The 22,388-nt window shown below is 53.8% G+C and carries 27 protein-coding genes; 19 read left to right on the forward strand and 8 right to left on the reverse strand.

Annotation, left to right across the window (positions count from 1 at the left end):
• Positions 1–130: 130 nt before the first annotated feature.
• The 10 genes from mrdA to AACZ64_RS11665 all read left to right on the forward strand — a co-directional run bounded on the left by mrdA (position 131) and on the right by AACZ64_RS11665 (position 9,591).
• The gene (gene mrdA, locus AACZ64_RS11620) at positions 131–1,990 is read left to right on the forward strand and encodes a penicillin-binding protein 2 (protein ID WP_293615475.1); all 1,860 of its coding nucleotides are present in this window, start codon (positions 131–133) and stop codon (positions 1,988–1,990) included.
• Between the two features lie 70 nt (positions 1,991–2,060).
• The gene (gene rodA, locus AACZ64_RS11625) at positions 2,061–3,119 is read left to right on the forward strand and encodes a rod shape-determining protein RodA (protein ID WP_339640139.1); all 1,059 of its coding nucleotides are present in this window, start codon (positions 2,061–2,063) and stop codon (positions 3,117–3,119) included.
• Between the two features lie 37 nt (positions 3,120–3,156).
• Positions 3,157–4,137 (forward strand): lytic murein transglycosylase B, encoded by a 981-nt coding sequence (gene mltB, locus AACZ64_RS11630; protein WP_293615474.1) that lies wholly within the window; start codon positions 3,157–3,159, stop codon positions 4,135–4,137.
• A complete protein-coding gene (locus AACZ64_RS11635) occupies positions 4,121–4,987 on the forward strand; it encodes a septal ring lytic transglycosylase RlpA family protein (RefSeq protein WP_293615473.1) in 867 nt (288 codons plus the stop codon). The genes mltB and AACZ64_RS11635 overlap by 17 nt, the downstream gene beginning before the upstream one ends.
• Before the next feature lie 93 nt (positions 4,988–5,080).
• Positions 5,081–6,232 carry a D-alanyl-D-alanine carboxypeptidase family protein gene (locus AACZ64_RS11640; RefSeq protein ID WP_339640141.1) on the forward strand — a complete coding sequence of 384 codons (1,152 nt, stop codon included), beginning with the start codon at positions 5,081–5,083 and terminating at the stop codon, positions 6,230–6,232.
• Positions 6,232–6,501: a DUF493 domain-containing protein gene (locus AACZ64_RS11645; RefSeq protein WP_293615471.1), complete on the forward strand. Its 270-nt coding sequence runs from the start codon at positions 6,232–6,234 to the stop codon at positions 6,499–6,501. The genes AACZ64_RS11640 and AACZ64_RS11645 overlap by 1 nt, the downstream gene beginning before the upstream one ends.
• A gap of 20 nt (positions 6,502–6,521) precedes the next feature.
• The gene (lipB, locus tag AACZ64_RS11650; protein ID WP_339640188.1) at positions 6,522–7,208 is read left to right on the forward strand and encodes a lipoyl(octanoyl) transferase LipB; all 687 of its coding nucleotides are present in this window, start codon (positions 6,522–6,524) and stop codon (positions 7,206–7,208) included.
• 53 nt (positions 7,209–7,261) lie between these two features.
• Positions 7,262–8,242 (forward strand): lipoyl synthase, encoded by a 981-nt coding sequence (gene lipA, locus AACZ64_RS11655; protein ID WP_339640144.1) that lies wholly within the window; start codon positions 7,262–7,264, stop codon positions 8,240–8,242.
• Positions 8,243–8,269: 27 nt separating this feature from the next.
• A complete protein-coding gene (locus tag AACZ64_RS11660) occupies positions 8,270–9,064 on the forward strand; it encodes an ATP-binding cassette domain-containing protein (protein ID WP_293615468.1) in 795 nt (264 codons plus the stop codon).
• A gap of 44 nt (positions 9,065–9,108) precedes the next feature.
• Entirely contained in the window at positions 9,109–9,591 is a 483-nt protein-coding gene (locus AACZ64_RS11665; RefSeq protein WP_293615467.1) for a peptidylprolyl isomerase, read from the forward strand.
• A 157-nt stretch (positions 9,592–9,748) separates the two neighbouring features.
• Here the strand turns inward: AACZ64_RS11665 and AACZ64_RS11670 are convergent, their stop codons facing one another.
• The 4 genes from AACZ64_RS11670 to AACZ64_RS11685 form a co-directional block, all read right to left on the reverse strand.
• Entirely contained in the window at positions 9,749–10,927 is a 1,179-nt protein-coding gene (locus AACZ64_RS11670; RefSeq protein ID WP_339640147.1) for a hypothetical protein, read from the reverse strand.
• A gap of 185 nt (positions 10,928–11,112) precedes the next feature.
• The gene (locus tag AACZ64_RS11675) at positions 11,113–11,508 is read right to left on the reverse strand and encodes a cupin domain-containing protein (protein WP_293615466.1); all 396 of its coding nucleotides are present in this window, start codon (positions 11,506–11,508) and stop codon (positions 11,113–11,115) included.
• Positions 11,509–11,608: 100 nt separating this feature from the next.
• Entirely contained in the window at positions 11,609–11,926 is a 318-nt protein-coding gene (locus AACZ64_RS11680) for a hypothetical protein (protein WP_293615465.1), read from the reverse strand.
• 34 nt (positions 11,927–11,960) lie between these two features.
• Positions 11,961–12,782: a PHP domain-containing protein gene (locus AACZ64_RS11685; RefSeq protein ID WP_293615464.1), complete on the reverse strand. Its 822-nt coding sequence runs from the start codon at positions 12,780–12,782 to the stop codon at positions 11,961–11,963.
• Between the two features lie 43 nt (positions 12,783–12,825).
• On the opposite strand from AACZ64_RS11685, the gene AACZ64_RS11690 reads away from it, so the two are divergent.
• Together AACZ64_RS11690 and AACZ64_RS11695 are read left to right on the forward strand one after the other, a co-directional pair.
• A complete protein-coding gene (locus tag AACZ64_RS11690) occupies positions 12,826–13,347 on the forward strand; it encodes a SprT-like domain-containing protein (protein ID WP_293615463.1) in 522 nt (173 codons plus the stop codon).
• A gap of 20 nt (positions 13,348–13,367) precedes the next feature.
• Positions 13,368–13,616, forward strand: a complete 249-nt coding sequence (locus AACZ64_RS11695) for a GIY-YIG nuclease family protein (RefSeq protein WP_293615462.1) — start codon at positions 13,368–13,370, stop codon at positions 13,614–13,616.
• Between the two features lie 28 nt (positions 13,617–13,644).
• Here the strand turns inward: AACZ64_RS11695 and AACZ64_RS11700 are convergent, their stop codons facing one another.
• Positions 13,645–13,926: a pyrimidine/purine nucleoside phosphorylase gene (locus tag AACZ64_RS11700; RefSeq protein ID WP_293615461.1), complete on the reverse strand. Its 282-nt coding sequence runs from the start codon at positions 13,924–13,926 to the stop codon at positions 13,645–13,647.
• A gap of 126 nt (positions 13,927–14,052) precedes the next feature.
• On the opposite strand from AACZ64_RS11700, the gene AACZ64_RS11705 reads away from it, so the two are divergent.
• Together AACZ64_RS11705 and AACZ64_RS11710 are read left to right on the forward strand one after the other, a co-directional pair.
• Positions 14,053–15,237: an NAD(P)/FAD-dependent oxidoreductase gene (locus AACZ64_RS11705; RefSeq protein ID WP_293615460.1), complete on the forward strand. Its 1,185-nt coding sequence runs from the start codon at positions 14,053–14,055 to the stop codon at positions 15,235–15,237.
• 21 nt (positions 15,238–15,258) lie between these two features.
• Entirely contained in the window at positions 15,259–15,549 is a 291-nt protein-coding gene (locus AACZ64_RS11710; protein ID WP_339640190.1) for a DUF2288 domain-containing protein, read from the forward strand.
• A gap of 9 nt (positions 15,550–15,558) precedes the next feature.
• On the opposite strand, the gene AACZ64_RS11715 is transcribed toward AACZ64_RS11710, so the two are convergent.
• From AACZ64_RS11715 to AACZ64_RS11725, 3 genes are all read right to left on the reverse strand, one after another.
• Positions 15,559–16,113, reverse strand: coding sequence for a YaeQ family protein (locus AACZ64_RS11715; protein ID WP_339640153.1), 555 nt, complete (start codon positions 16,111–16,113; stop codon positions 15,559–15,561).
• 106 nt (positions 16,114–16,219) lie between these two features.
• Positions 16,220–16,642 carry a hypothetical protein gene (locus AACZ64_RS11720; RefSeq protein ID WP_339640155.1) on the reverse strand — a complete coding sequence of 141 codons (423 nt, stop codon included), beginning with the start codon at positions 16,640–16,642 and terminating at the stop codon, positions 16,220–16,222.
• 88 nt (positions 16,643–16,730) lie between these two features.
• Positions 16,731–17,624, reverse strand: a complete 894-nt coding sequence (locus AACZ64_RS11725) for a LysR family transcriptional regulator (RefSeq protein ID WP_339640156.1) — start codon at positions 17,622–17,624, stop codon at positions 16,731–16,733.
• Positions 17,625–17,768: 144 nt separating this feature from the next.
• On the opposite strand from AACZ64_RS11725, the gene AACZ64_RS11730 reads away from it, so the two are divergent.
• From AACZ64_RS11730 to rimO, 5 genes are all read left to right on the forward strand, one after another.
• Positions 17,769–18,470 carry a CoA transferase subunit A gene (locus AACZ64_RS11730; protein ID WP_339640158.1) on the forward strand — a complete coding sequence of 234 codons (702 nt, stop codon included), beginning with the start codon at positions 17,769–17,771 and terminating at the stop codon, positions 18,468–18,470.
• 14 nt (positions 18,471–18,484) lie between these two features.
• Entirely contained in the window at positions 18,485–19,141 is a 657-nt protein-coding gene (locus AACZ64_RS11735) for a CoA transferase subunit B (protein WP_339640160.1), read from the forward strand.
• 152 nt (positions 19,142–19,293) lie between these two features.
• Positions 19,294–19,863: a YceI family protein gene (locus AACZ64_RS11740; protein ID WP_293615456.1), complete on the forward strand. Its 570-nt coding sequence runs from the start codon at positions 19,294–19,296 to the stop codon at positions 19,861–19,863.
• Positions 19,864–20,061: 198 nt separating this feature from the next.
• The gene (locus tag AACZ64_RS11745) at positions 20,062–20,844 is read left to right on the forward strand and encodes a 3-hydroxybutyrate dehydrogenase (RefSeq protein WP_293615455.1); all 783 of its coding nucleotides are present in this window, start codon (positions 20,062–20,064) and stop codon (positions 20,842–20,844) included.
• A gap of 131 nt (positions 20,845–20,975) precedes the next feature.
• A complete protein-coding gene (gene rimO / locus AACZ64_RS11750; RefSeq protein ID WP_293615454.1) occupies positions 20,976–22,292 on the forward strand; it encodes a 30S ribosomal protein S12 methylthiotransferase RimO in 1,317 nt (438 codons plus the stop codon).
• Positions 22,293–22,388 lie beyond the last annotated feature (96 nt).

Raw genomic sequence — 22,388 nt, forward strand, 5'->3', positions numbered from 1 at the left:
GGTTGTCACTTCAGAAAAGCGGGGCTGAGACCCCGCTTTTTTTATGGCAGTCTTTAGCTCACAGTCAATCGTGTGAACTATTCAGTAAATCCGGTGATCAGCCAGCGACATGCAGTTACAATGATTTTCCATGAATCAAGATGACCGCGCACTAAAAAACCCGTTGATAGATTACCGGCTCTATGTCGGCCGTCTGCTGTTTGCCATGGTTGTGGTGCTATTGTTGTCTGGTGGGCTGTTCTGGCGCTATTACCATCTTCAGGTCGAGCGACATGACGCATTCGTAACTCTTTCTGACCGGAATCGGGTACTGGTTGAGCCGGTACCACCCCCCCGTGGGCTTATTTTCGACCGCAATGGGGTGTTGCTGGCTGATAATCGCCCGAGCTTTAATCTTTCCATAGTTGTGGAACGCGTCGAAAACCTTGCCGTGCTGCTCGATGAGCTGGAAAAACTGGTGGGAATTGCCAGTGCTGACAGAGATCGTTTTCACAAACTGCTTGAGCGTCGTCAGCGACCCTATGAGCCTGTTCCTTTGAGATTGAACCTGAGTGAACGGGAGCAGGGAGTCCTCGCTGTCAATGAATACCGGTTGGAGGGCGTTGAAGTCACTGTCCAGTTGTTACGCCATTATCCACTGGGTGCCGAACTTTCCCATGTGCTCGGTTATGTGGGGCGTATCAATGACCGTGAAATACAGCAACTCGACCCGGTTCGTTATAGCGGCACCCTGGTGGTGGGTAAAACCGGGCTGGAAAACTTCTACGAAGATGAGCTGCTTGGTGAGGTAGGGTACCAGACGGTTGAAACCAATGCCCGGGGACGGGTGATGCGCCAATTGGAGCGAGTCGAGCCCAAGCCGGGTAAGGATTTGTACCTGCATCTGGACAGTCGTTTGCAGCGGGTCGCCTACGAGAGCATGGGAGATCAAAGAGGTGCTGTGGTGGCTATTGATGTGGCCACGGGAGGTGTGCTTGCCATGGTCAGTACTCCCGGGTTTGATCCCAATGAATTTGTGACCGGGATCAGCTTTGAAAATTACAATGCACTGCTCAGCTCCATTGATCGGCCTTTGTTTGATCGGGTTCTTCAGGGGCAGTACCCCCCGGGTTCCATTGTCAAGCCAATCTACGGTCTTGCGGCACTGGAAAGTGGCACAATTACACCAGCTTACAGCATCTATGATCCGGGTTTTTACCAATTGAAAAATTATGAGCGGAAGTACCGGGACTGGAAGAAGGGGGGGCACGGCAACAACATTGATTTGAGTGATGCCATCATTCAGTCCTGCGATACCTTTTTTTACGATGTCGGTGTCAAAATGACGATTGATGTGATGTCGCTCTACGGTAACCGGTTTGGTTTCGGCCATAAAACCGGACTGGATATGCCCTCTGAGCGGTCGGGGATCATGCCTTCACGGGCCTGGAAACGGGACGCAAAAGGGTTGGCATGGTATCCCGGGGATACGGTCAATACCTCCATCGGTCAGGGTTTTACACTGGTCACACCAATGCAGATGGCTGTGGCCGCCGCCAGGTTGGCCAGCCGCGGTGAGATAAGACCCCCACAATTGGTGCGCAAGGATGGGGGAAATCCACTGCCAGCCGGTATGATCAGAGCGTCAGACAGCAACTGGGATTATGTGCATGAGGCGATGCAGGAGGTTGTGCACGGTCAGCGTGGTACAGCCAAGGTGATCAATAAGGATCTCGATTATCATATTGCCGGCAAAACCGGTACTGCTCAGGTGGTCGGGATCAAGCAGGACGAGGAGTACGATCGGGAGCTGGTCGCTGAGAGAAATCGGGATCATGCACTGTTCATCGCCTTTGCGCCTGTGGAGCAGCCGCAGATCGCCGTATCGGTGCTTGTCGAAAATGGTGAACACGGTAGCTCGACGGCTGCACCACTCGCACGTCAGATCATGGATGCCTATATGACAATGTATCCTGAAAGCCCCTCAGAGGTAGTCGATGAATCAGAGTGATTTTGTTCGACGGATGGGGTCTGGCGGATCCGCAATATACTGCGGCCCCAGTCAATGGCGGCGCCTCCATGTGGATATCCTCCTCTTGTCCCTGCTGTTGGTGCTGGCTACAGCAGGCCTTTTTGTTCTCTACAGTGCCAGTGGTCAGAATATTGCTTATGTACACCGTCAGTTGGTCCATTATGGCATCGGGTTGCTGGTGTTGCTGACGGTGGCCCAGATCCCCCTCCGGTTGTTGGATCGTTGGGCGGTACTCCCTTATTTTCTGGGCATCTTGCTGCTGGTAGGTGTGTTGTTTTTTGGCGTTGGGGCGAAGGGCGCCCAGCGTTGGTTGGAAATTGGCGGATTTCGTTTTCAGCCATCGGAAATTCTCAAAATTGCGGTTCCATTAATGTTGTCGAGTTATCTGGGTAAGCGTGCAGTGCCGCCGCAATTCAAGCATGTATTTTTCGCCATGGTATTTATTCTGGTTCCGCTGGTGCTGGTCGGGATACAACCCGATCTCGGCACAGCCATTCTGATTGGTGCCGCTGGTTTTTTTGCGCTTTTTTTGGCCGGTTTGCCGAGACGTTACCTGATGTTTGCCTTGTTGCTGGCGGCATGCCTCTTACCATTAATGTGGTTTTATCTTTTATACGATTATCAGCGGCAGCGAATTCTGACGCTGTTTAATCCCGAGGCGGATCGGCTTGGTGCAGGGTGGAATATCATTCAGTCCACCATTGCTATCGGCTCGGGTGGCGTTGACGGCAAGGGCTGGACCCTGGGCACCCAGTCCCAGCTTGATTTTCTTCCGGAGGGGCACACCGATTTTATTATTGCGGTGTTGGCAGAAGAGTTTGGGCTGTTCGGAGTGATGTTGCTGATGGCGCTCTATCTGCTGATTATAAGCCGCTGCGTTTTTATCGGTCTGAGGGCACAAAGTATGTTTGGTCGTTTGCTGGCCGGGAGTATTGCATTAACGTTCTTTGTCTATATTTTTGTCAACATGGGTATGGTCTCGGGTATTCTGCCGGTGGTGGGCGTACCATTGCCATTGGTGAGTTATGGCGGCACGTCGATTGTGACCCTGATGCTGGGATTTGGTATGCTGATGGCGGTCAGTACGGAAAGAAAAAGGTCTGTCTAACAGGGTTTATGGGCAACCTGCCCGGAGTAAAAATGTTATGAACATATTGTTCTCAGTTGCACTAGGCATGCTGTTGTCCCTATCGGTTCAGGCCAGCTATTTACAGCATCCGGACGCCAGGGCTTTTGCCGAGAGGATGGTGTCGGAACATGGCTTTGAAAGAAATGTCCTGGACTCTTTGTTGGATGCGGCGGAAAAAAAACAGGCCATTATTGATGCCATGGAGCGACCGGCCGAAAAAGTTAAACCCTGGAAAGATTACCGTAAGATTTTTATCACTGAAAAGCGCATTGCAGAGGGTGTGGATTTCTGGCGAAAGAACAGAGCTGTACTGAGTGAGGCGTCAAGGCAATACCAGGTTGCGCCGGAAGTGATTGTGGCCATTATCGGTGTGGAAACCTTCTATGGCCGGATCAAGGGAAGTTTTCGGGTCATTGATGCGTTGGCAACACTGTCTTTTGATTATCCTCCCCGCAGTCCTTTCTTTACCAAACAGCTGGAGCAATTTCTGTTGTTGGCGCGAGAGCAGGACCAGGATCCCCTGAAGCTCATGGGCTCCTATGCCGGGGCGATGGGTTATGGCCAGTTTATCCCGAGCAGTTACCGCAGTTTTGCCGTGGATTTTGACGGTGATGGTTTTGCCGATATCTGGGAGAACAAGGCGGATGCTATCGGCAGTGTCGCCAATTATTTTGCCGAGCATGGCTGGAAAATGGGTGAAACGGTGGTCGTCCCTGCTGGGATCAAGGAAAGTTTTGATGAGACACTGTTGAATCAGTCCGGTCTCGACAAAACGGTCGATGAGCTGGCTAAAATGGGTTTTTCCAGTCACCTGCCGCTGAATGGTGATGCCAAGGCTATCCCGGTTCGGCTCGATGGTGACAACGGCCTGGAGTACTGGCTCGGTTTGAATAATTTCTATGTGATTACCCGCTACAATCGCAGTCTCCTCTATGCCATGGCCGTGCATGAACTGAGCCAACAGATACTGGAGCGGGTCGGTGAAGATACGCTTTAAGAGTCTCTTGTTTACAACATTGTTGAGCGCTGTATGGCTGCTTCAGGGCTGTGGTGGTTCTGGTGCCAGCTCCGGTGGCGGTTATGGTTATGGTGATGGACCGCCGCCAAAAGATATTGATGTCAGTGGTCTACCGGATGCAGTACCCCGGCATGAACCAATTACTCTGGCCGGCAACAAAAGCCCCTACACCGTATTGGGTAAAACCTACCAGGTGATGCCTTCCAGTAAGGGGTTTCACCAGCGTGGTCTGGCTTCATGGTACGGCAACAAGTTTCATGGTCGTCATACATCGAATGGTGAGGTTTACAGTATGTATGAAATGACGGCCGCCCATAAAACCCTGCCGATTCCCTGCTACGTCAAGGTGACCAATCTGGAAAATGGGCGCAGTGTGGTTGTCCGGGTCAATGATCGGGGACCTTTCCATGGGGATAGAATTATTGACTTATCCTATGCGGCAGCCAAAAAATTGGGCTATTCCGATCAGGGTACCGCTAAAGTGGAGGTTTCCGTGATTGATCCCGCGGACTATCAAAACAACACAGTCACCGCTCCGCAATTGACCCCTGGTCCAGCCATGTTGCCGGTAGCCAAAGCTGTAGCTGCTGAACAGGGCAGCAATACCTACCTTCAGGTGGGGGCCTTCAGTAATCAGCTCGCAGCCAGTCATTTGTCGCAACGGTTAGCGGGTGTCACCGAGTATCCGGTAGTCGTGCGCCAGGAGTCATCACCGCAGCCATTATTTAAAGTGTTGGTGGGTCCGGTAACAGATCAGCTGAAATTAGTTGACCTGAAGGCTGCATTGGGACGGATAGATAATATCCGTCCTTTTATTGTTTATGACTGATTCTGTCACAGCGCCACAAACTGCCGCATGATAGACTTTCATTTTGTTCTTCGTACAATCTACCCACCAAAAATGTTGAAAACCGGTTCCACTATGCTGAAAAAAAGTTTTTTTGTCGGATTGTTGTTTCTTGTTATGGGCAGCATTGCCCAGGCCAAAGTACTGATTCCTGCTCCCCCCGATCTCGCGGCATCTGCCTGGATTCTGCTGGATGCCAATACCGGAAAGGTGCTTGTCGAGCATAATGCCGACGAGCAGGTGCCGCCTGCGAGCCTCACCAAAATGATGACCAGTTATATCGTCTCCGCCGATATTCACAACGGTAAGGTCAAAGAAACGGATATGGTGCCCATCAGCGTCACCGCCTGGCAGATGGGCGGTTCGAAGATGTTTGTGAAGGAGGGCACCCAGGTACCACTGATCGATTTGCTGCGGGGCGTCATTATTCAGTCAGGAAACGATGCCTCGGTGGCATTGGCTGAGTATCTGGCGGGCAGTGAAAGCGCTTTTGCCGACGTAATGAATCAGCAGGCAGAATTGCTCGGCATGAAAAATTCCCATTTCCTCAATGCCACCGGCTGGCCCGCCGAGGGTCACCTCACCACCGCCCGGGACATGTCGTTATTGGCGAGGGCATTGATCCAGGATTATCCAGAACATTACAGTATCTATAGTGAAAAATATTTCGAGTACAACGATATCAAGCAGCCCAACCGCAACCGGTTGCTTTGGCGGGATACAACAGTAGACGGCCTGAAAACAGGCCATACTGAAGCGGCGGGTTACTGCCTGGTGGCTTCTGCGGTCCGTAATGGCATGCGGCTTGTCTCCGTGGTTATGGGCACCAGTAGTGAGGAAATTCGTGCCCGGGAATCACAAAAGCTACTGGCTTACGGCTTCCGTTATTATGAGACGGGCCAGCTTTATTCCCGGGGCGATGTCGTCCGGGAGAATGTGCCCGTCTGGTACGGTGAGGAAAACCGCATCAACCTGATTGTGCCGGAAGATGTTTATCTGACGATCCCGCGCGGCTCCAAGGATGACTTGGAAGCCGAGATTCTTGTGGATCAAACCATCAAGGCACCTTTCAGTGAGACTCAGGAGCTGGGACGGCTGAGTGTCAGCTATGAAGGTGAGACGCTACTGGATATGCCCGTTGTGGCTGAACACCCTGTTGCCAAGGCGGGCCTGTTTTCGCGGCTATGGGATGCCATTACGCTGTTTTTTGTGGGGCTGTTCTCCTGATGCCCGAGCAGTCAGCCCCGAAAATTGAATTTCCCTGTGACTACCCTATAAAGGTGATGGGTAAGGCCGCTCCCGGTTTGCATAGCCTGGTCATGGAGGTTATGGAGCGTCACGCCCCGGGTTTTGATGAAACGGCTGTTTCCATTCGGGACAGCCGACATGGCAACTTTCAGGCGATCACGGTCATCATCACCGCAACCGGAGAGGAGCAATTGACGGCCATTTTTGAGGATCTCAAGCACAACCCTCTGGTGCAAATGGTGCTGTGAATCCGGACCTGCCCGAAGTGATGGACACATCAACGAACCTGCCACCAGCCCTGCCGCTTATCGTCCGCTATCTCGGGCGACGTGATTATGCTCAAACATTTGATGCCATGAAGCTAATCACTGCGGAGCGCAATGATCAGACTCCTGATGAAATCTGGTTGCTGGAACACGAACCGGTATTCACCCAGGGGCAGGCGGGCAAGCAGGAATATATTTTGATGCCCGGGGATATTCCGGTTGTGCAGAGTGACCGAGGGGGGCATGTAACCTACCATGGCCCGGGCCAGATCACCGGTTATTTGCTGATAGACCTGCGTCGGCTCGGTATCGGGGTTCGCGATCTGGTCACATTGATTGAGGCCGCCCTGGTGGAAACCCTTGGCCACTGGGGAATTGCCGCTGCCCCCCGGCCGGACGCGCCGGGTGTTTATCTGGCTGACGGCGCCAAAATCGGTTCCCTGGGTTTGCGGGTACGCCGGGGTTGCAGTTACCACGGTCTCAATTTTAATGTGGATATGGATCTGGCGCCCTGGGCGCGTATTAATCCCTGCGGGCTCGGTGTTGTTATGACCCAGATGAATGATTTGCTGGCAGAGCCCGTCACCGTTCAGGAAGTGTCTGAACGCCTGGCCGATATTTTGACGGTCAAGCTGGGTTACAATGGTCATCTTGTAAAAGGGCAGCACCCGTTATTGACTGGTCGTTAATTGTTTTCCGGTACTGCCCGCCTGGTACATCAAATGTTTGTGAGTAATTCCATATGACTGACGTCAAGGTGATTCCGCCACAGCGCACCCGCCGTATTGCCCAGGGGGAAAAACTGCGTAGCGCCGATAAGGTGGAGCGGATACCCGTAAAGGTGATCCCGACAGAAACCTACCAGCGCAAACCGGACTGGATGCGAATCAGGGTGTCATCATCGCCGCGTGTTCAGGAAATCAAGGATATTCTGCGCAAGCACACACTGGCGACGGTCTGCGAAGAGGCCGCCTGTCCGAATCTCAGTGAATGCTTCAGCCACGGCACGGCCACCTTTATGATCATGGGTGAAATCTGCACCCGCCGCTGCCCGTTCTGTGACGTGGGCCACGGCAAGCCCAACCCCCTGGATGCCGCCGAGCCGGTTAATCTGGCCCGCGCCATTCAGGAAATGCAGTTGCGCTATGTGGTGATTACATCGGTGGATCGGGACGATCTCCGCGATGGCGGTGCACAACATTTTGCGGACTGTATCCGTGAATCCCGGTTGCTCAGCCCCGATCTCAAAGTGGAAGTGCTGGTACCTGATTTCCGTGGTCGCATGGAGCCGGCCCTGGCCATTCTCTCCGATACGCCCCCCGATGTATTCAATCACAACATGGAAACCATCCCTAGGCTCTATCGTGAAGCGAGGCCCGGTGCCAATTACCAGTGGTCGCTCAAACTGCTTCAGGAATACAAACGGCTCAACCCCAGTGTTCCCACCAAATCCGGTCTGATGGTGGGACTTGGCGAAACCAGGGAAGAGCTGTTGAGGACACTGGATGATCTCCGTGCCCACGATGTGGATATGCTGACGGTGGGGCAGTATCTGCAGCCCTCCAAAAACCATCTGCCAGTAGACCGTTTTGTGCACCCGGATGAGTTTGCCGAGTATGCCGAGTACGCTCGCCGGATTGGTTTCAGCCAGGTAGCCTCCGGCCCGTTGGTGCGCTCTTCCTATCATGCGGATAAACAGGCCAGAGGCGAAGCCGTCAAATAACCTCCGGCCTTAAGAGTGGTATAACCCATGCAACACCCCCAGCTGCTTGATATCCGCAATGCCACGGTATTTCGGGATAATAAAAAAGTGTTCGATCGTTTTTCTCTGGCGGTTGAGCAGGGTCAAAGTACGGCGATTATCGGTCCCAACGGTGCCGGTAAAAGTACGCTGCTAAAGCTGCTGACCCGGGAGCTCTACCCGGTAGTGAAAGAGGATTCCTGGGTTCGGATACTCGGTCAGGATCGGCCGGTGCTCTGGGAGTTGAGGGAAAAAATCGGCCTTGTCTCTGCCGACCTGCAACAGGGGTTTGTCCCGGAAGTCAGCGGTCTGGGAGTTGTGGTATCAGGGCTGCACAACTCCATTGGTTTATTCCACTATCAACAAGTCACGGAGGCGCAACTGGAACAGGGCCGGACTGTGCTACAGGAACTGGGAGTGGCTGAACTGGTCAATCGCCCCTACCGTCAGATGTCGACCGGGCAGCAGCGTCGTTGCCTGTTGGGTCGGGCGCTGATTCATCGTCCGGATCATCTGATTCTCGACGAACCCACCAGCGGCCTCGACCTGAATGCAACCTATCACTATCTGGATGTCATCAGACAGTTGGCCCAACAGGGCAAAACCATTCTGTTGGCCACCCATCATATCCATGAAATTCCGCCGGAAATCCAGCGAGTAGTATTCATGACTAACGGTGAAATCGTGGCAGACGGAGCCAAGGAACAACTGCTCACTGATGCACGCCTCTCTGAATTATTTGCCATGCCTTTAAAGGTGAGTTTTTCCCAGGGGTTTTATCAGGTCTTGCCAGCCCGGGCGTAGCCCACCATAATTCGGCCTTTTCAAAAATCAGGGGTAATCCAACCATGAAAATAAATGATAATTGCGTGGTGACGTTCCACTATTCCATGACCGATGAAGCCGGCGATTTAGTAGAGACGTCGAGAGAGGGTGAGCCAACAGCTTACCTGCACGGCCATCGCAACATGATCGAGACCCTTGAGGCTGCGATGCTCGGCAAAGAGGCCGGTGAAACGTTTACCGTGACCTTGCCTCCGGAACTGGCTTATGGCCGGTTGCGGTCTCAGAGCGTTATGCGAGTTTCAGCCAAGAACCTGAAGTTTGAGGGAAAGCTTGAACCCGGTATGACCGTGCCGTTGATGACCAACGAGGGACTGCGCCCGGTTACCGTGGTTAAAGTCGGCAAATTCAATGTGGATATTGACACCAACCATCCGTTGGCGGGCAAAACCCTGACCTTTGATGTTGAGATTGTTGAGGTCCGCGAAGCAACTCAGGAAGAAATCGGTCACGGGCACGCCCACGGTGCCGGTGGCCACCATCACTGAGCGGGTATCCCCCTGACACCGGTTAGAACCAATACTTCCGACGGTCCCGGGCATTACCTCCAGTAATGCCAGATTTATGCGGTTCAGAGGTCGCTTCGAGCTGCCACAGGTTGTCGCAGCTATTTTGAATTATTCGTCTCATGATCAAGCTCTGATATCAGTAGTACTGCAAGATCAATCCCAGTGAAACAATGTCGGTATCCATACCGGCGTAACCGCTGGCATTGGCATCACCCGTAACGTAGTGAAGGTTGACGGTTGCCTTGTAGCCGTTGATGACATAATTCAGGCCCCATTCAGTAGTATCGCTGGTGTCGGCATCGTCCGGGTCATTTTTCATGTAGCGAACATAGGGCTGAAACTGTCCAAAGCCGATTTTTTGCGGGAATAAATAACCCGTCGTGGCAAAGTAGGAGTCACCTTTGAAAAGGCAGAAACATTCATCCAGTCCATCAGTGGGTGGTGATGCTAATGTGAAATCCCCGTCCATATTTTTGTAGCCTGCCTCAAAGGTCACTACTCCCCGGTTGTCCAGCACGGTTTCAGAAAAGATATCAAAGGCAAAGCCTGTAAAGTCGCCGGGATCCTGCCTGCTCCCCGTGCCGTCTTTCTGGGTTTGAAAAGTCAGTGCTGCTGTCAACAGGTCGCCGGCTTTGCCATAGTGTGTGGCCGCCGTGTAGTAGCCCACCAATGGCTCTACATTGAGAAAATTATAAGCAATACGGCCTGCATACAGCAGATGATCGTCGGTGTTGCCGTGGTTGTCGGTGCCCTCAAAAATACCTGCCAGGTACTGTACTTTGTCAATGGCACCAAAGACGACGGCACCTTCACTGCGGCCGAGTCGTCCGGCCGGACCATCGTAATCTGACGGGAACAGTGGTTGACGATACTGGTTCCAGCTCATGCCGGTGTAGGGGCCGTTCAGTCCCGGCCGGTCGGTGGGAACCAGTGTGCGGCCCACCCACAGGTTAAACTTTGGATCGAGATCAAACTGCAGGATCGCATCAATGATCATGACCGAATCACCTTCATATTTCTCGGTGTTGATGCTGAATTTCAAGTGTTCGCTGAGCTGCCCTGCGATGTAGAGTCGCATACTGTCCATCGTGAATTCGTTGCTGCCGTCAGTCGCACTGTTTCTGGTGGTGTGTTGCATGCGTATGCCACCACCGAGACTGACCCAGAGCGTATCGCTGTGTGCCGCCTTTAGCCCGGCATAGGCGGGCAGGGTGGTAAAGCTGGCCAGCAGAGAGAGTACTACAAAGGATGCGTAGCTTTTGTAGTGTAAACGATTTTGGCACACGCGACGCCACCAGACAGTTTTAATTGCCATGTTTTCTCCCCATTTTTATCGCTGTTATTTTAGGGCGTGTTAACAGGCCCTAGTCTCGGGATTATATAGGCTGGGTTGCAGCAAAGACTAATTTACACCCAAGGGACTTTTTTAACTTGCTGGCGGCGCAGTAACCTGTCGCCGCTACTATGAAGTCGCGCTCCCATCTGACAGTGTTTATAAGACTATTCGAGGAACACCCTGTCGTCACCCAAAAATTCTGGTGCCTGTACCGAAAGCGCCTTGAGCGGGGAGGTCGATGTCGTTTTTACTCCGTGAGGTGTTCCTTCGGGCACCTTGATAAAGTCCCCTGGACCCACTACAAACTCCTCATCTCCCAGTCGCATCAGGCCGGTTCCGTCAAGGATATAAATTGTTTCCGTGTGGCGGAGGTGTTTGTGCAAAGGTACGAATTGTTTCACAAATACAATGAAATCCGAGGCATGTTGGTCACTACTCAGTTTTTCCACGTAGATATTCACCAGATTTTCTGGTGGATGAATATCGGTGATGGACAGCTTGCTCGCATTTGCCTGAGTGATGCTCAGCAGTACTAGTACCAGTATAAAAAGAAATTTCATGACAAATACCCTGCCTCCAATTGGCTTTTTGTATCGACTGAATTTGAACGGGTCACGTCGTCAGGGTTTACCCTGTGTCCTACTGCCCAATCTGTGTTTGTTACCTGTCCTGCCAAACCCGTCTGATGGGTTCACCGAAGTCATCATAAATAATGGTTTCTTTTGGTCGGTCCCTGGTGGTTCTGTTAGGTGACGGCTTCTTGGGACGACGGGAGTCCAACGCGGCCAGCACTTCAGGCACGGGCGTGCGTTCGGCCTTTGGCTGATTGAAGAAAACGGTCGGCAAACTCTCACACGCGTTCTCCCGACCGCTAATACCGCGGGGGATCTGTTGTATTTCGCCGCCCTGTTTGAGGTAGCTGTCTACCTGTTGCTGCAGTTGGCGACGAAGTTGCGATTTGGTGGGTAATTTATTCACGGATCTCGCTTTGTTACAAATAGATGCGCTCATGTTACCAGTGTTGCCAGACCGGTTGACACTGTTCGGGCAGGGCTGGAAAACGACCCAGCTCCGCCCAGGGTTGTCCCGGTTGATGAAAGTCCGAGCCACAGGACGCGAGAAGTTGTTTTTGCTGGCAGATAATGGCCAAATCTCTGGTGATGTTGGGCATCTGTTTGCCGGACACCACTTCCATACCTTGGCCACCTGCAGCGATAAAATCGTCTACCAATGCGACCAGTTTGGTGCGGGTGAGGTCGTACTTAACCGGGTGCGCCAGCACTGCTGTTCCGCCCGCATCCCGGATCCATGCCACTATTTGCGGTATATCGGCCCAGCACTGCTTTATATCGCCCGGCTTGCCGGCTCCGAGATATTTTTTGAAGGCTTGCTTGAAGTTGTTAACCGCACCGATATTTACCAGATGCTGGGCAAAATGGGGGCGGCCCAGGTTGTCGTTGCCGGCGACGGCCGTGGCTCCCGCCAATGCATCGTGAAATCCTGCCTGTTGCAGTTTCTCGGCAATACGTTCGGCCCTGAGTCGGCGGGCATGTTGCTGAAATCGGACACCGGCTTGCAGGGCTTCACTATGGATGTCGACATTGAGGCCCAAAATATGTACACCGGTCTTGCGCCATTGGGTGGAAAATTCCAAAGCTGGAATTACCTGGAGAGGCTGAGCTGTGCGAAGCTCAAGCTGTTGCCAGGCGGTGATGCTGTCGTGGTCGGTGATCGCCAGCACATCGACGCCCGCCTCAGCAGCCAGGTTCACCAATTCGGTGGGTGAGAGGGAGCCGTCGGAGCAGTTGGTGTGGCTGTGCAAGTCAAAAATCATTGTGCGATTATAGCCCGAGACGGTTTGCGGCTATACTGTGCGGATGAAATATATTACCCCGATCAGTGAGCGACAGCGTCTTCAGGTTGTAGAGAGGACGGCTGGTTTCATCCAGCACGGCAGCAAACTGTTTGGCCGGAAATTTGCTGAGATACCGGTAGTTTTCGATCTGAGTGGCGGTACGGCGGGGATGTATCGGGTCAGAGATACCCAGCGGGTTATTCGCTATAACCCGTGGATTTTTGCCAAATATTTTGATGACAGTATGGCGGTGACTGTGCCCCATGAGGTGGCTCACTACCTGGTGGACTGCCTGCACGGTCTCGGCAAGGTGCGGCCCCATGGCGTTCAGTGGCGGGGGATCATGAACGCGTTCGGCGTCGAACCCCGTGCCACCGGAAGCTTTGACCTGGCCGGTATCCCGATGCGCCGCCAGCGGCGTTTTCCCTATCGCTGTGAGTGTTCTACCCACCAACTGGCCACCCGCCGCCACAATAGCGTCCAGCGGGGCGAAGCGCGCTATCGCTGCCGTGACTGCGGTGAGACACTGACTGCTGCTTCATGACGCAAGACTGGATTGTCTACATGATTGAAGCCAGTGATGGCTCGCTCTATACCGGTATTACCACCGACATCACCCGACGTTTTCGTGCGCACCTGGCGGGCAAGGGGGGTGCCCGTTATTTTCATCGGGGGCGGCAACCGGTCAGGGTGGTCTATATGGAAGGAGCAGGTGATCGCAGTGCTGCATCAAAGCGGGAGGCGGCCATCAAAAAACTGCCTCGTTCACAGAAATTACGGCTAGTCTCTGATCTGCAAATGCGCTCGCGCTGAGATGGCTATCCGCTGCTGCCCGGTCACCTTATTCGTAGATACACAGGTAGGCAGTATCCACGGCGACCTGTAATTGGAAAGCCCTGTTTGGTGGCACTTCGAAGCTCTCTCCGGGTTTAAAGGTCCGCCAGCTATCCTGGTCTGGCAGTTTTACGGTTAATGCGCCGCTGACGACCGTCAAAGTTTCTTTTTTATTGGGACAGAATTCGTGCTCACCGGGTGCCATGACACCCACCGTGGCCGGCAGGGTTTCGGTCTGGAAGCCGATGGAGACGACCTTGCCACCAAAATATTCATTGACTTTAAACATGGGCCTTCACTCAACAGGTTGGCTGGATAACGGCGTTGTTCACAACGGGCCGCGTTACGGGCCGCTATAGTACCTGCAGTCGGCGACCGATAGAATGCGTGCTTTCTATTTTAAACAGGCGCAACTTTGAACCAGTGGGATGTGATTGTTATCGGTGCCGGTGCTGCTGGGTTGATGGCCGCTTTGTTTGCGGGCCAGCGCGGGCGCAGGGTCCTGTTGCTGGAGCGGGCCAACAGAGCGGGCAAGAAGATCCTGATGTCGGGTGGCGGCCGCTGTAATTTCACCAATCTCTATGTGGAGCCGGAGCACTTTCTCTCTGCCAATCCACATTTCTGCAAATCGGCGTTGAGTTGTTATAGCCAGTGGGATTTTATCGAGCTGGTGAACAGGCACGGTATTCCCTATCACGAGAAAACCCTCGGCCAGTTGTTTTGTGATAACAGCTCCCGGGATATTCTCGACATGTTACTGGCGGAAGCCGAACAGGTCGGGGTGGTGTTGAAAACCGGCAGCGATATTCGCGAGGTGACGTCTGACGACAGGTTTCGAGTTGTAACAACCCAGGGGGAGTTGCAGGCTGACTCACTGGTAGTGGCCTGTGGCGGCCTGTCGGTACCCACCCTTGGCGGTTCCGACTTCGGTTACCGGCTGGCGAGGCAATTCGGCCATCGTGTCGTCCCGTTGCGGCCAGCGCTGGTGCCCTTTACCTTTACCGACGGTTTTAAACTGCTCTCGGAGAAACTCTCCGGTTTGTCAGTGCCCGTCCGTGTGTCGACAGGTGGACAGTCATTTCTGGAAAATATGCTCTTTACACATCGGGGTCTCAGCGGCCCGGCGGTGCTGCAGATTTCCAGTTACTGGCGGGAGGAGCAAATGGTACAGGTCGACCTGTTGCCAAATATCGATGCCCGACAGTGGTTGCTAGAATTGAAAACAGAACAGCCGAGGGCGCTGTTGCGCACACTGTTGTCCCAATCGCTGCCCCGCAAACTGGTGCGGGAGCTGGAGGAGCTTTGGTGGCGGGAACAGGCTGACAGGCCATTGGCAGAGTGGTCAGATCACTTGTTGGCCTCGGTTGCTGGAAATCTGCAGGGTTGGTCGTTGAAACCTGCTGGTACGGAGGGCTACCGGACTGCGGAAGTGACCCTAGGGGGGGTGGATACCCGCGAGATTTCTTCTAAAACCATGGAGAGTCAGCGTCAGCCGGGTCTTTTTTTTGTGGGAGAGGTTCTTGATGTGACCGGTCATTTGGGTGGGTTCAATTTCCAATGGGCTTGGGCATCGGGTGCTGCTGCTGGTCGAGTTGTTTGATGTGTTAAAGGTATTTGAGTGATGATAGAGCGTGAAGAGCTGATGCAGGAGACGGCAAAAATCCCCTGGCAGGAATTGCAGCGTTTTTTTGCCAACGGTTCCACCATTTATGTGTCACCGGAGCTGGATCTGATCGAGGTTGCCTGGGCGATTTGCCAGGATAATAAAAGCAGTGTTCAGGACTGGCTGGCGGTCGGTCAGGTGGGGCAGGTGGCCGATCAGCAGGCAATGAAGTGGCTGGAAAGCAATGCCTGGGTCTGGTCTGTGGTGGTAAAGCCCTGGGTGCTGGTGCAGCCGGTTTCGGCGGATTGACCTGTCTGACTAGCTGCTCAATCGGGCGCGTTGCCAGTATTCAGGGGTAATGGTCAGGGTCTGTTCGCTGTCGCCGATCCATATGAGTCCATCCTGGATAGTTGCCTGGAGGGTCATGTTGCGGTTCGCCAGCCCGGCCAATTCTGCGGTATTCTCCGGTGAGAGGTAGCTGATCGTCAGGTTGTCAAAGCGCGCCAGATCACCCTGAATACTTTCCCACCACACGGGAGCTGTCCTGGCGCCGTAGGCATAAATGATGACCTGTTTGGCCCGGTTTGAACCTTTGCGAATTCGCTTTGCGTCGGGAACCCCGGCTTCAATCCACAGCTCGATTTCACCCTGCAGATTTTTCTGCCAGAGATCGGGTTCTGCCTCTGTGGACAACCCTTTTGTGAAATGTAGGTGCTCGCTGGCATTCAGCGCAAATGCCAGCAGCCGGATCATCATGCGTTCGTCCGTTTCTGACGGATGTCTGGCGAGGGTGAGCGAGTGGGTTTGATAATAGTTGCGGTCCAGATCCGATACCTGCAACTCAACTTTGAAAACGGTTGCTTTCAGTGCCATTGGACGGTGCCCAATAAGCGGTCAGACGCTGGGCTGTTGTTCGGCCCGACACCCTTCAGTTCAGAACCTTGCAGTTCGGTACCTTGCAGTCTGTCACCCCGTGGGCTCAAGTAATAATACCCGAGCTGCCCAGTCCGCCTCCCATACCTCCACCCATACCTCCACCGAGGTTGCCGGCGGGACCGCCGCCTCCCTGGCCGGGCACAACAATTTTGGAGGCCTGGTCGCGACGCATTTCCTCGAGCTCGCGAGCAGTGCGCTCAACGGCTACCTCGGCTTCCTCGCCGAATTTTTCGGCGGCTTCACCGATACTGTTGGCGTGCAACTCAAAATTGATGGGCAGGGCGCCCATGGGTGTCATTACCTGGGTAGAACCCATATAGAGTACTTCGCGGCTTGCATCGGCGTCACCGTTGCGGGTGACCGGACTGAGCCGACGTATGCTGCCGATTTTCTGGTCTGTGAAGATTTCCTCAAGATAGAGTTCATCGGGGTTCATGTCTGCGTCGAATTGTTTTTGCTTGTTCATAGTGATTAATTTGGGTAGTGAAAAGAAGGTAGACACCCTAACAGATATTGTCCGGAGCGTCAGGTGGCAGACCTCTGTATGAAGGGTTTCAGGGTGCCGTAATTTGTGATTTCAGGGTCTCCACCAGAGCCATTGCGGCAGAGGACAGCGGATAGCGACGCCTTGTCAGAATACCGATTTGGCGGGTGACGACAGGGCTGGTGAGTGGTCGACACTCCGCACCGAGTGCCCGCATTTGTTGTATGGCCAGTGATGGCACGACACTGATGCCCAGTTTGTTGGCGACCATGGAGCCAATGGAAGCGAGCTGGTGTGCTTCAAATTCCACCGTCAGGGTTATGCCGCAGCTGGCGGTAATCTCATCAATCATCTGACGCATGGCCGAGGGACGTTGCAGTGCCACAAAGGGAAATTCCTGGAGTTGTGTCCAGGTAATTTCGTCTTTCGCCAGCAGGGCATGTTGTTCCGGCATCACCACGTAAAAACTGTCCTCAAAGAGCGGCTCAAAATGGAGATCTTCGGACTCTTCCATGTCAAAAGTAACACCGACCTCCACGCGGCCTGTGCGCACCATATCCACCACCTCTTCTGCCACCACATCCTGTACCGTGATATTGATATCCGGGAACTTGCTGCGGTAGTAGTGGAGGGCTTTTGGCAGCTTGCTGATCGAAAAAGAGGCCATGCTGGCGATGCTCAGTTTGCCTCGTCGCATGGCGAACAGGTTGTGCAGGTCGGTCAGCGCATTGTCCCAGTCGGCCAGCAGACGCTGTGCCACCGGCAGAAAGGATTCGCCTTCCGGGGTCAGTGAAAGGGTGCGCGTGGTGCGAGCCAGCAGTTTCCCGCCCACCACTTCTTCCAGGTTTTTCAGGGAAATACTGAGTGCAGGCTGGGAGAGATGCAATCGTTCGCCAGCTTCGGCGAAGTTGCGGGTTTGGGCAACGGTGACAAACGCCTTGAGCTGTTTTATGGTGATATCCATGGCACTCTTATATAAATTCCTTTAATCAGTTGATTAAAATTTTACGCTTGATAAATATATTTCGCTATAGGATGCTAGGGGCCGTTTTGCGCACCTCAAACTGGGGTCGCCACGGTAAATAATAATCATTGAGGAGTTTTGTTCATGGCGGGTTTCGATAAGGTGGTTAACACCTACGAAGAAGCGATGGCGGGTCTGGAAGATGGCATGACTGTGATCGCAGGCGGTTTTGGCATTTGTGGTATCCCCGAAAACCTGATCAATCAAATCAAGAAGATGGGTACCAAAGAGCTCACCATTATTTCCAACAACTGTGGTATCGATGGTTTTGGTCTGGGTGTTTTGCTGGAAGATCGACAGATCAAGAAAATGGTGTCTTCTTACGTCGGTGAAAACAAGCTGTTCGAAGAACAGCTGCTCTCCGGTCAGCTGGAAGTGGAGCTTACCCCCCAAGGCACCCTGGCGGAAAAAATGCGTGCCGCCGGTGCGGGTATCCCGGCCTTCTACACAGCTACCGGTTATGGCACGGATATCGGCAAAGGCAAGGATGTGCGTGAGTTCAACGGTCGCAAGTATATTCTGGAAGAGTCCATTCCGGGCGATTTTTCGATAGTCAAAGCGTGGAAAGCCGACCGGTACGGCAATGCGATTTATCGCAACACCGCCATGAACTTCAATCCCATGGCGGCCACCGCGGGCAAAATCTGCGTGATGGAAGTGGAAGAAATCGTCGAACCGGGCGAACTGGACCCGATGTACATTCATACCCCGGGTATTTATGTGGATCGTCTGATTCAGGGCACGTTCGAGAAACGTATTGAAAAACGCACCGTCCGCGAAGGCTAAAAGGAGAGACAATCATGGCACTTTCTCGTGATCAAATGGCTATCCGTGTTGCCCGCGAACTGGAAGACGGATACTACGTAAACCTCGGCATTGGTATACCCACCCTGGTGGCCAACCACGTGCCGGAAGGCATGGATGTTATGCTGCAGTCCGAAAACGGTCTGCTGGGCATGGGTCCTTTCCCCACTGAAGATCAGGTTGACCCGGATCTGATCAACGCCGGCAAACAGCTGGTGACCACGGCCAAGGGCGCCTCCATTTTCTCATCGGCCGAGTCCTTTGCCATGATCCGGGGCGGCAAAGTGGATCTGACCGTACTGGGTGCCTTTGAGGTGGATGTCCACGGCAATATTGCTTCCTGGATGATCCCCGGCAAGTTGATCAAGGGCATGGGTGGCGCGATGGACCTGGTGGCCGGCGCTGACAATATCGTGGTGATGATGACTCACGCCGATAAATACGGTAATTCGAAATTACTGCCACAGTGCAACTTGCCCCTAACCGGCGCCGGTTGTATTACCCAGGTGCTGACCGATCTGGCCTACGTGGAAATTCACGACGGCAAGTTCCACTTGGTGGAGCGCGCCCCGGGTGTTTCCGTGGAGGAGATCGTGGAGAAGACCGCCGGTGAAATGGTGGTTCCCGACCACGTGCCGGAAATACAGTTCTGATTACCCCGGTACGATCGAAAAAGGCTCCCGTCCGGGAGCCTTTTTTATGCCCGGAGACTCGTCGGGTCTGTCATTTCCTTTTGAGGCCAGGGACAATTCTTCAGGAGTATACTGTCTAATAAATCGAGTACATTAATAAGGAGTGCTAGGTAATGAAAAATCTTTTGTGTACAACGGTATTGATACTGCTTGCCAGTGGGCTCAATGCACTGGAAATGGATAGCAGCCGTTCGACACTGAATATCACCAGCGTAAAAAATGACCGTCTTGCCGAGTTGTTTGCGTTTGAAAGGGTGAGTGGAACCATCAATGATGCCAGCGGAAAGGCGAGTATTGAGATCACATTGGACAGTATTGACAGCGGTATAGAGATTCGCGATGAGCGCATGCGCAAATATCTGTTCAATACGGAAGCGTTCAAAACCGCCAGTTTTACAGCAGATATTGATCTCAAGGGGTTGAAGTCCCTGAAGCCCGGTGAGCAGCGTGAGGTTGAACTGAAGGGCGAGCTGGCGATGAGTGGACACACGGTGCCCATAAGCTTCCAGACCCAGGTGACGCGACTGAATGGCGGAGCGCTGGGTGTCGCCACGGTGGCGCCGGGATTTATTGATTTGACTCGCTACAAAATGGCTCCGGGGATTGAAAAGCTACGTAGTCTGGCGGGTCTGGATAATATCTCTCTGGCCGTACCGGTGACTTTTTCAGTGGTGTTTAAATAGTGGCTGAATAGCCAGGCAATCAAAAAGCCCGCAACTGCGGGTTTTTTTATGTGTGCGCTTTCCATGCGACATTTTTGTATTGGTCGGGAATCACTTAGACTGCGTGTTCCCATAGTTGGCAGAAATGCCCAATCCCGTTGCCAGTCTGCTTTCTACCCCGTCGGTCTGGCATCCATCCATCGTTTGCGAGGTGACTGTATGTTGAAAGGAAAAACCGCACTGGTGACCGGCTCCACCAGTGGCATCGGCTATGCCATGGCCGATCGGCTGGCCAATGCCGGCGCCAATATCGTGCTGCACGGCCTGATGGACCCCGCCCAGGGACAATCCCTGGCGGAAGAATTCGAATCACGCTACGGCATTCAGTGCCTGTTCAGCGATGCAGACATTTCCTCGGCCGAGGGCAATGAAGCACTGGTGACGGCCTCGCTGGAGAAGTTCGGGCAGGTGGATGTTCTCATCAATAATGCCGGTATCCAGCACACTGCCTCGGTGGAAGATTTCCCGGTGGCGAAGTGGGATGCGATTCTCGCCATCAATCTGAGCTCCGCGTTTCATACCACCCGTCTGCTGGTGCCCGGTATGCAGCAGCGCGGCTGGGGACGCATCATCAATATCGCTTCGGTGCACGGCCTGGTGGCTTCCCTGCAAAAGGCCGCCTATGTGGCCGCCAAGCACGGTATTGTCGGCCTCACCAAGGTGGTGGCGCTGGAAAATGCAGACAAGGGTGTCACTGTAAATGCCATTTGCCCGGGTTGGGTGGATACCGAACTGGTGGCGGCGCAGTTCCAGGCCACGGCAGATCGCGACGGCGTGAGCTTTGAAGAGGGCAAGCGCCGCACCATTATCGCCAAGCAACCGGTGCCCAAGGCGACTCAGCCTTCGGCCCTGGGCGACCTGGCGGTTTTCCTCTGCTCAGATGCAGCGGCCACCATTACCGGTGCCAGCCTGCCGGTGGACGGAGGCTGGACCGCTCAATAAGGGTCGGCCGCTGTTTTCGACGGTGGGTTGTTTGTTGGGCAGCGGCCCCGGATATGCTGTAAAATCCGCGCCTTTCTTCTGCTCGACCCTCTCTTTTCGAGCTGGTCGGGCCAACGAGCGGGTCAGGTATTGTGTCAGGCAAAGTTGGATTTATTTCATTAGGTTGTCCCAAGGCGCTGGTGGATTCCGAGCGTATCCTCACACAGCTGCGACTGGAGGGCTACCAGGTCTCTGCCAGTTACCAGAATGCCGATGTGGTGGTAGTCAATACCTGCGGGTTTCTCGATAGCGCCAAGCAGGAGTCGCTGGATGCTATCGGCGAGGCCATGGCGGAAAATGGCCGGGTTATTGTCACTGGTTGTATGGGCGGCGACGAGCAGGCTATCCGCAAAGTGCATCCTGACGTGCTGGCCGTATCGGGCCCCCATCAATACGAAGCGGTGGTGGGCGCTGTCCACCAGCATGTGCCACCCCCTAAGGATCACAATCCCTATGTGGACCTGGTGCCGAAGCAGGGTATTAAACTGACGCCGCGCCACTATTCCTACCTGAAAATTTCCGAAGGGTGTAATCATCGTTGCAGTTTCTGCATTATTCCCTCGCTGCGGGGAGACCTGGTGAGCCGTCCGATTGGCGAGGTGATGGATGAGGCAGAACGGTTGGTGAATGCCGGTACCAGAGAATTACTGGTGATTTCTCAGGATACCAGTGCCTATGGTGTGGACATAAAATTTCGCACCGGGTTCTGGCAGGGCAAGCCAATAAAAACCCATATGCAACAGCTCTGTGAGGCATTGGGTGAGCTGGGCGTCTGGATTCGTCTGCATTATGTATATCCCTACCCCCATGTGGATAACCTGATTCCGCTGATGTCCGAGGGACGGATTCTGCCCTATCTGGATATCCCTTTTCAGCACGCCCACCCCGATGTACTGAAGGCGATGAAGCGCCCGGCCAATGAGGAGAAAGTACTGGAGCGTATCCACCGCTGGCGGGATCAGTGTCCGGATCTGTCTCTGCGAAGTACTTTTATTGTGGGTTTTCCCGGTGAAACTGAACAACAGTTTGCTTACCTGCTGGATTGGTTGAAAGAAGCTCAACTGGACCGGGTTGGCTGTTTCAAATACGAAGCGGTGGATGGGGCGCCCGCCAATGCCTTGCCCGGTGCCGTGCCGGAAGAGGTGAAGCAGGAACGCTGGGAGCGATTCATGGAAACCCAGCAGGCCATCAGCGCCGAGCGCCTGCAGCGAAAAGTGGGCCGCACCATCGAGGTACTGATTGATGAGGTCGACGCGGAGGGCGCTATTGGCCGCTCCAGCGCCGATGCGCCGGAAATTGACGGTAACGTGTTTCTCAATGGCGAACAGACCTTGCAGCCCGGTGATCTGATCAATGTCACCATTGAAGAGTCGGATGAGTACGATCTCTGGGGCGAACTGGCCGATTGAGCGGTCCGGCCGCCGTCAGGCTTGATCAGGAGAATGATAGTAAAAGAATAAAAAAGGCCAGCCTGTTCCGGCTGGCCTTTTTTGATGTAACACGTT

This window comes from uncultured Porticoccus sp. (assembly GCF_963975625.1).
GTDB lineage: Bacteria > Pseudomonadota > Gammaproteobacteria > Pseudomonadales > Porticoccaceae > Porticoccus.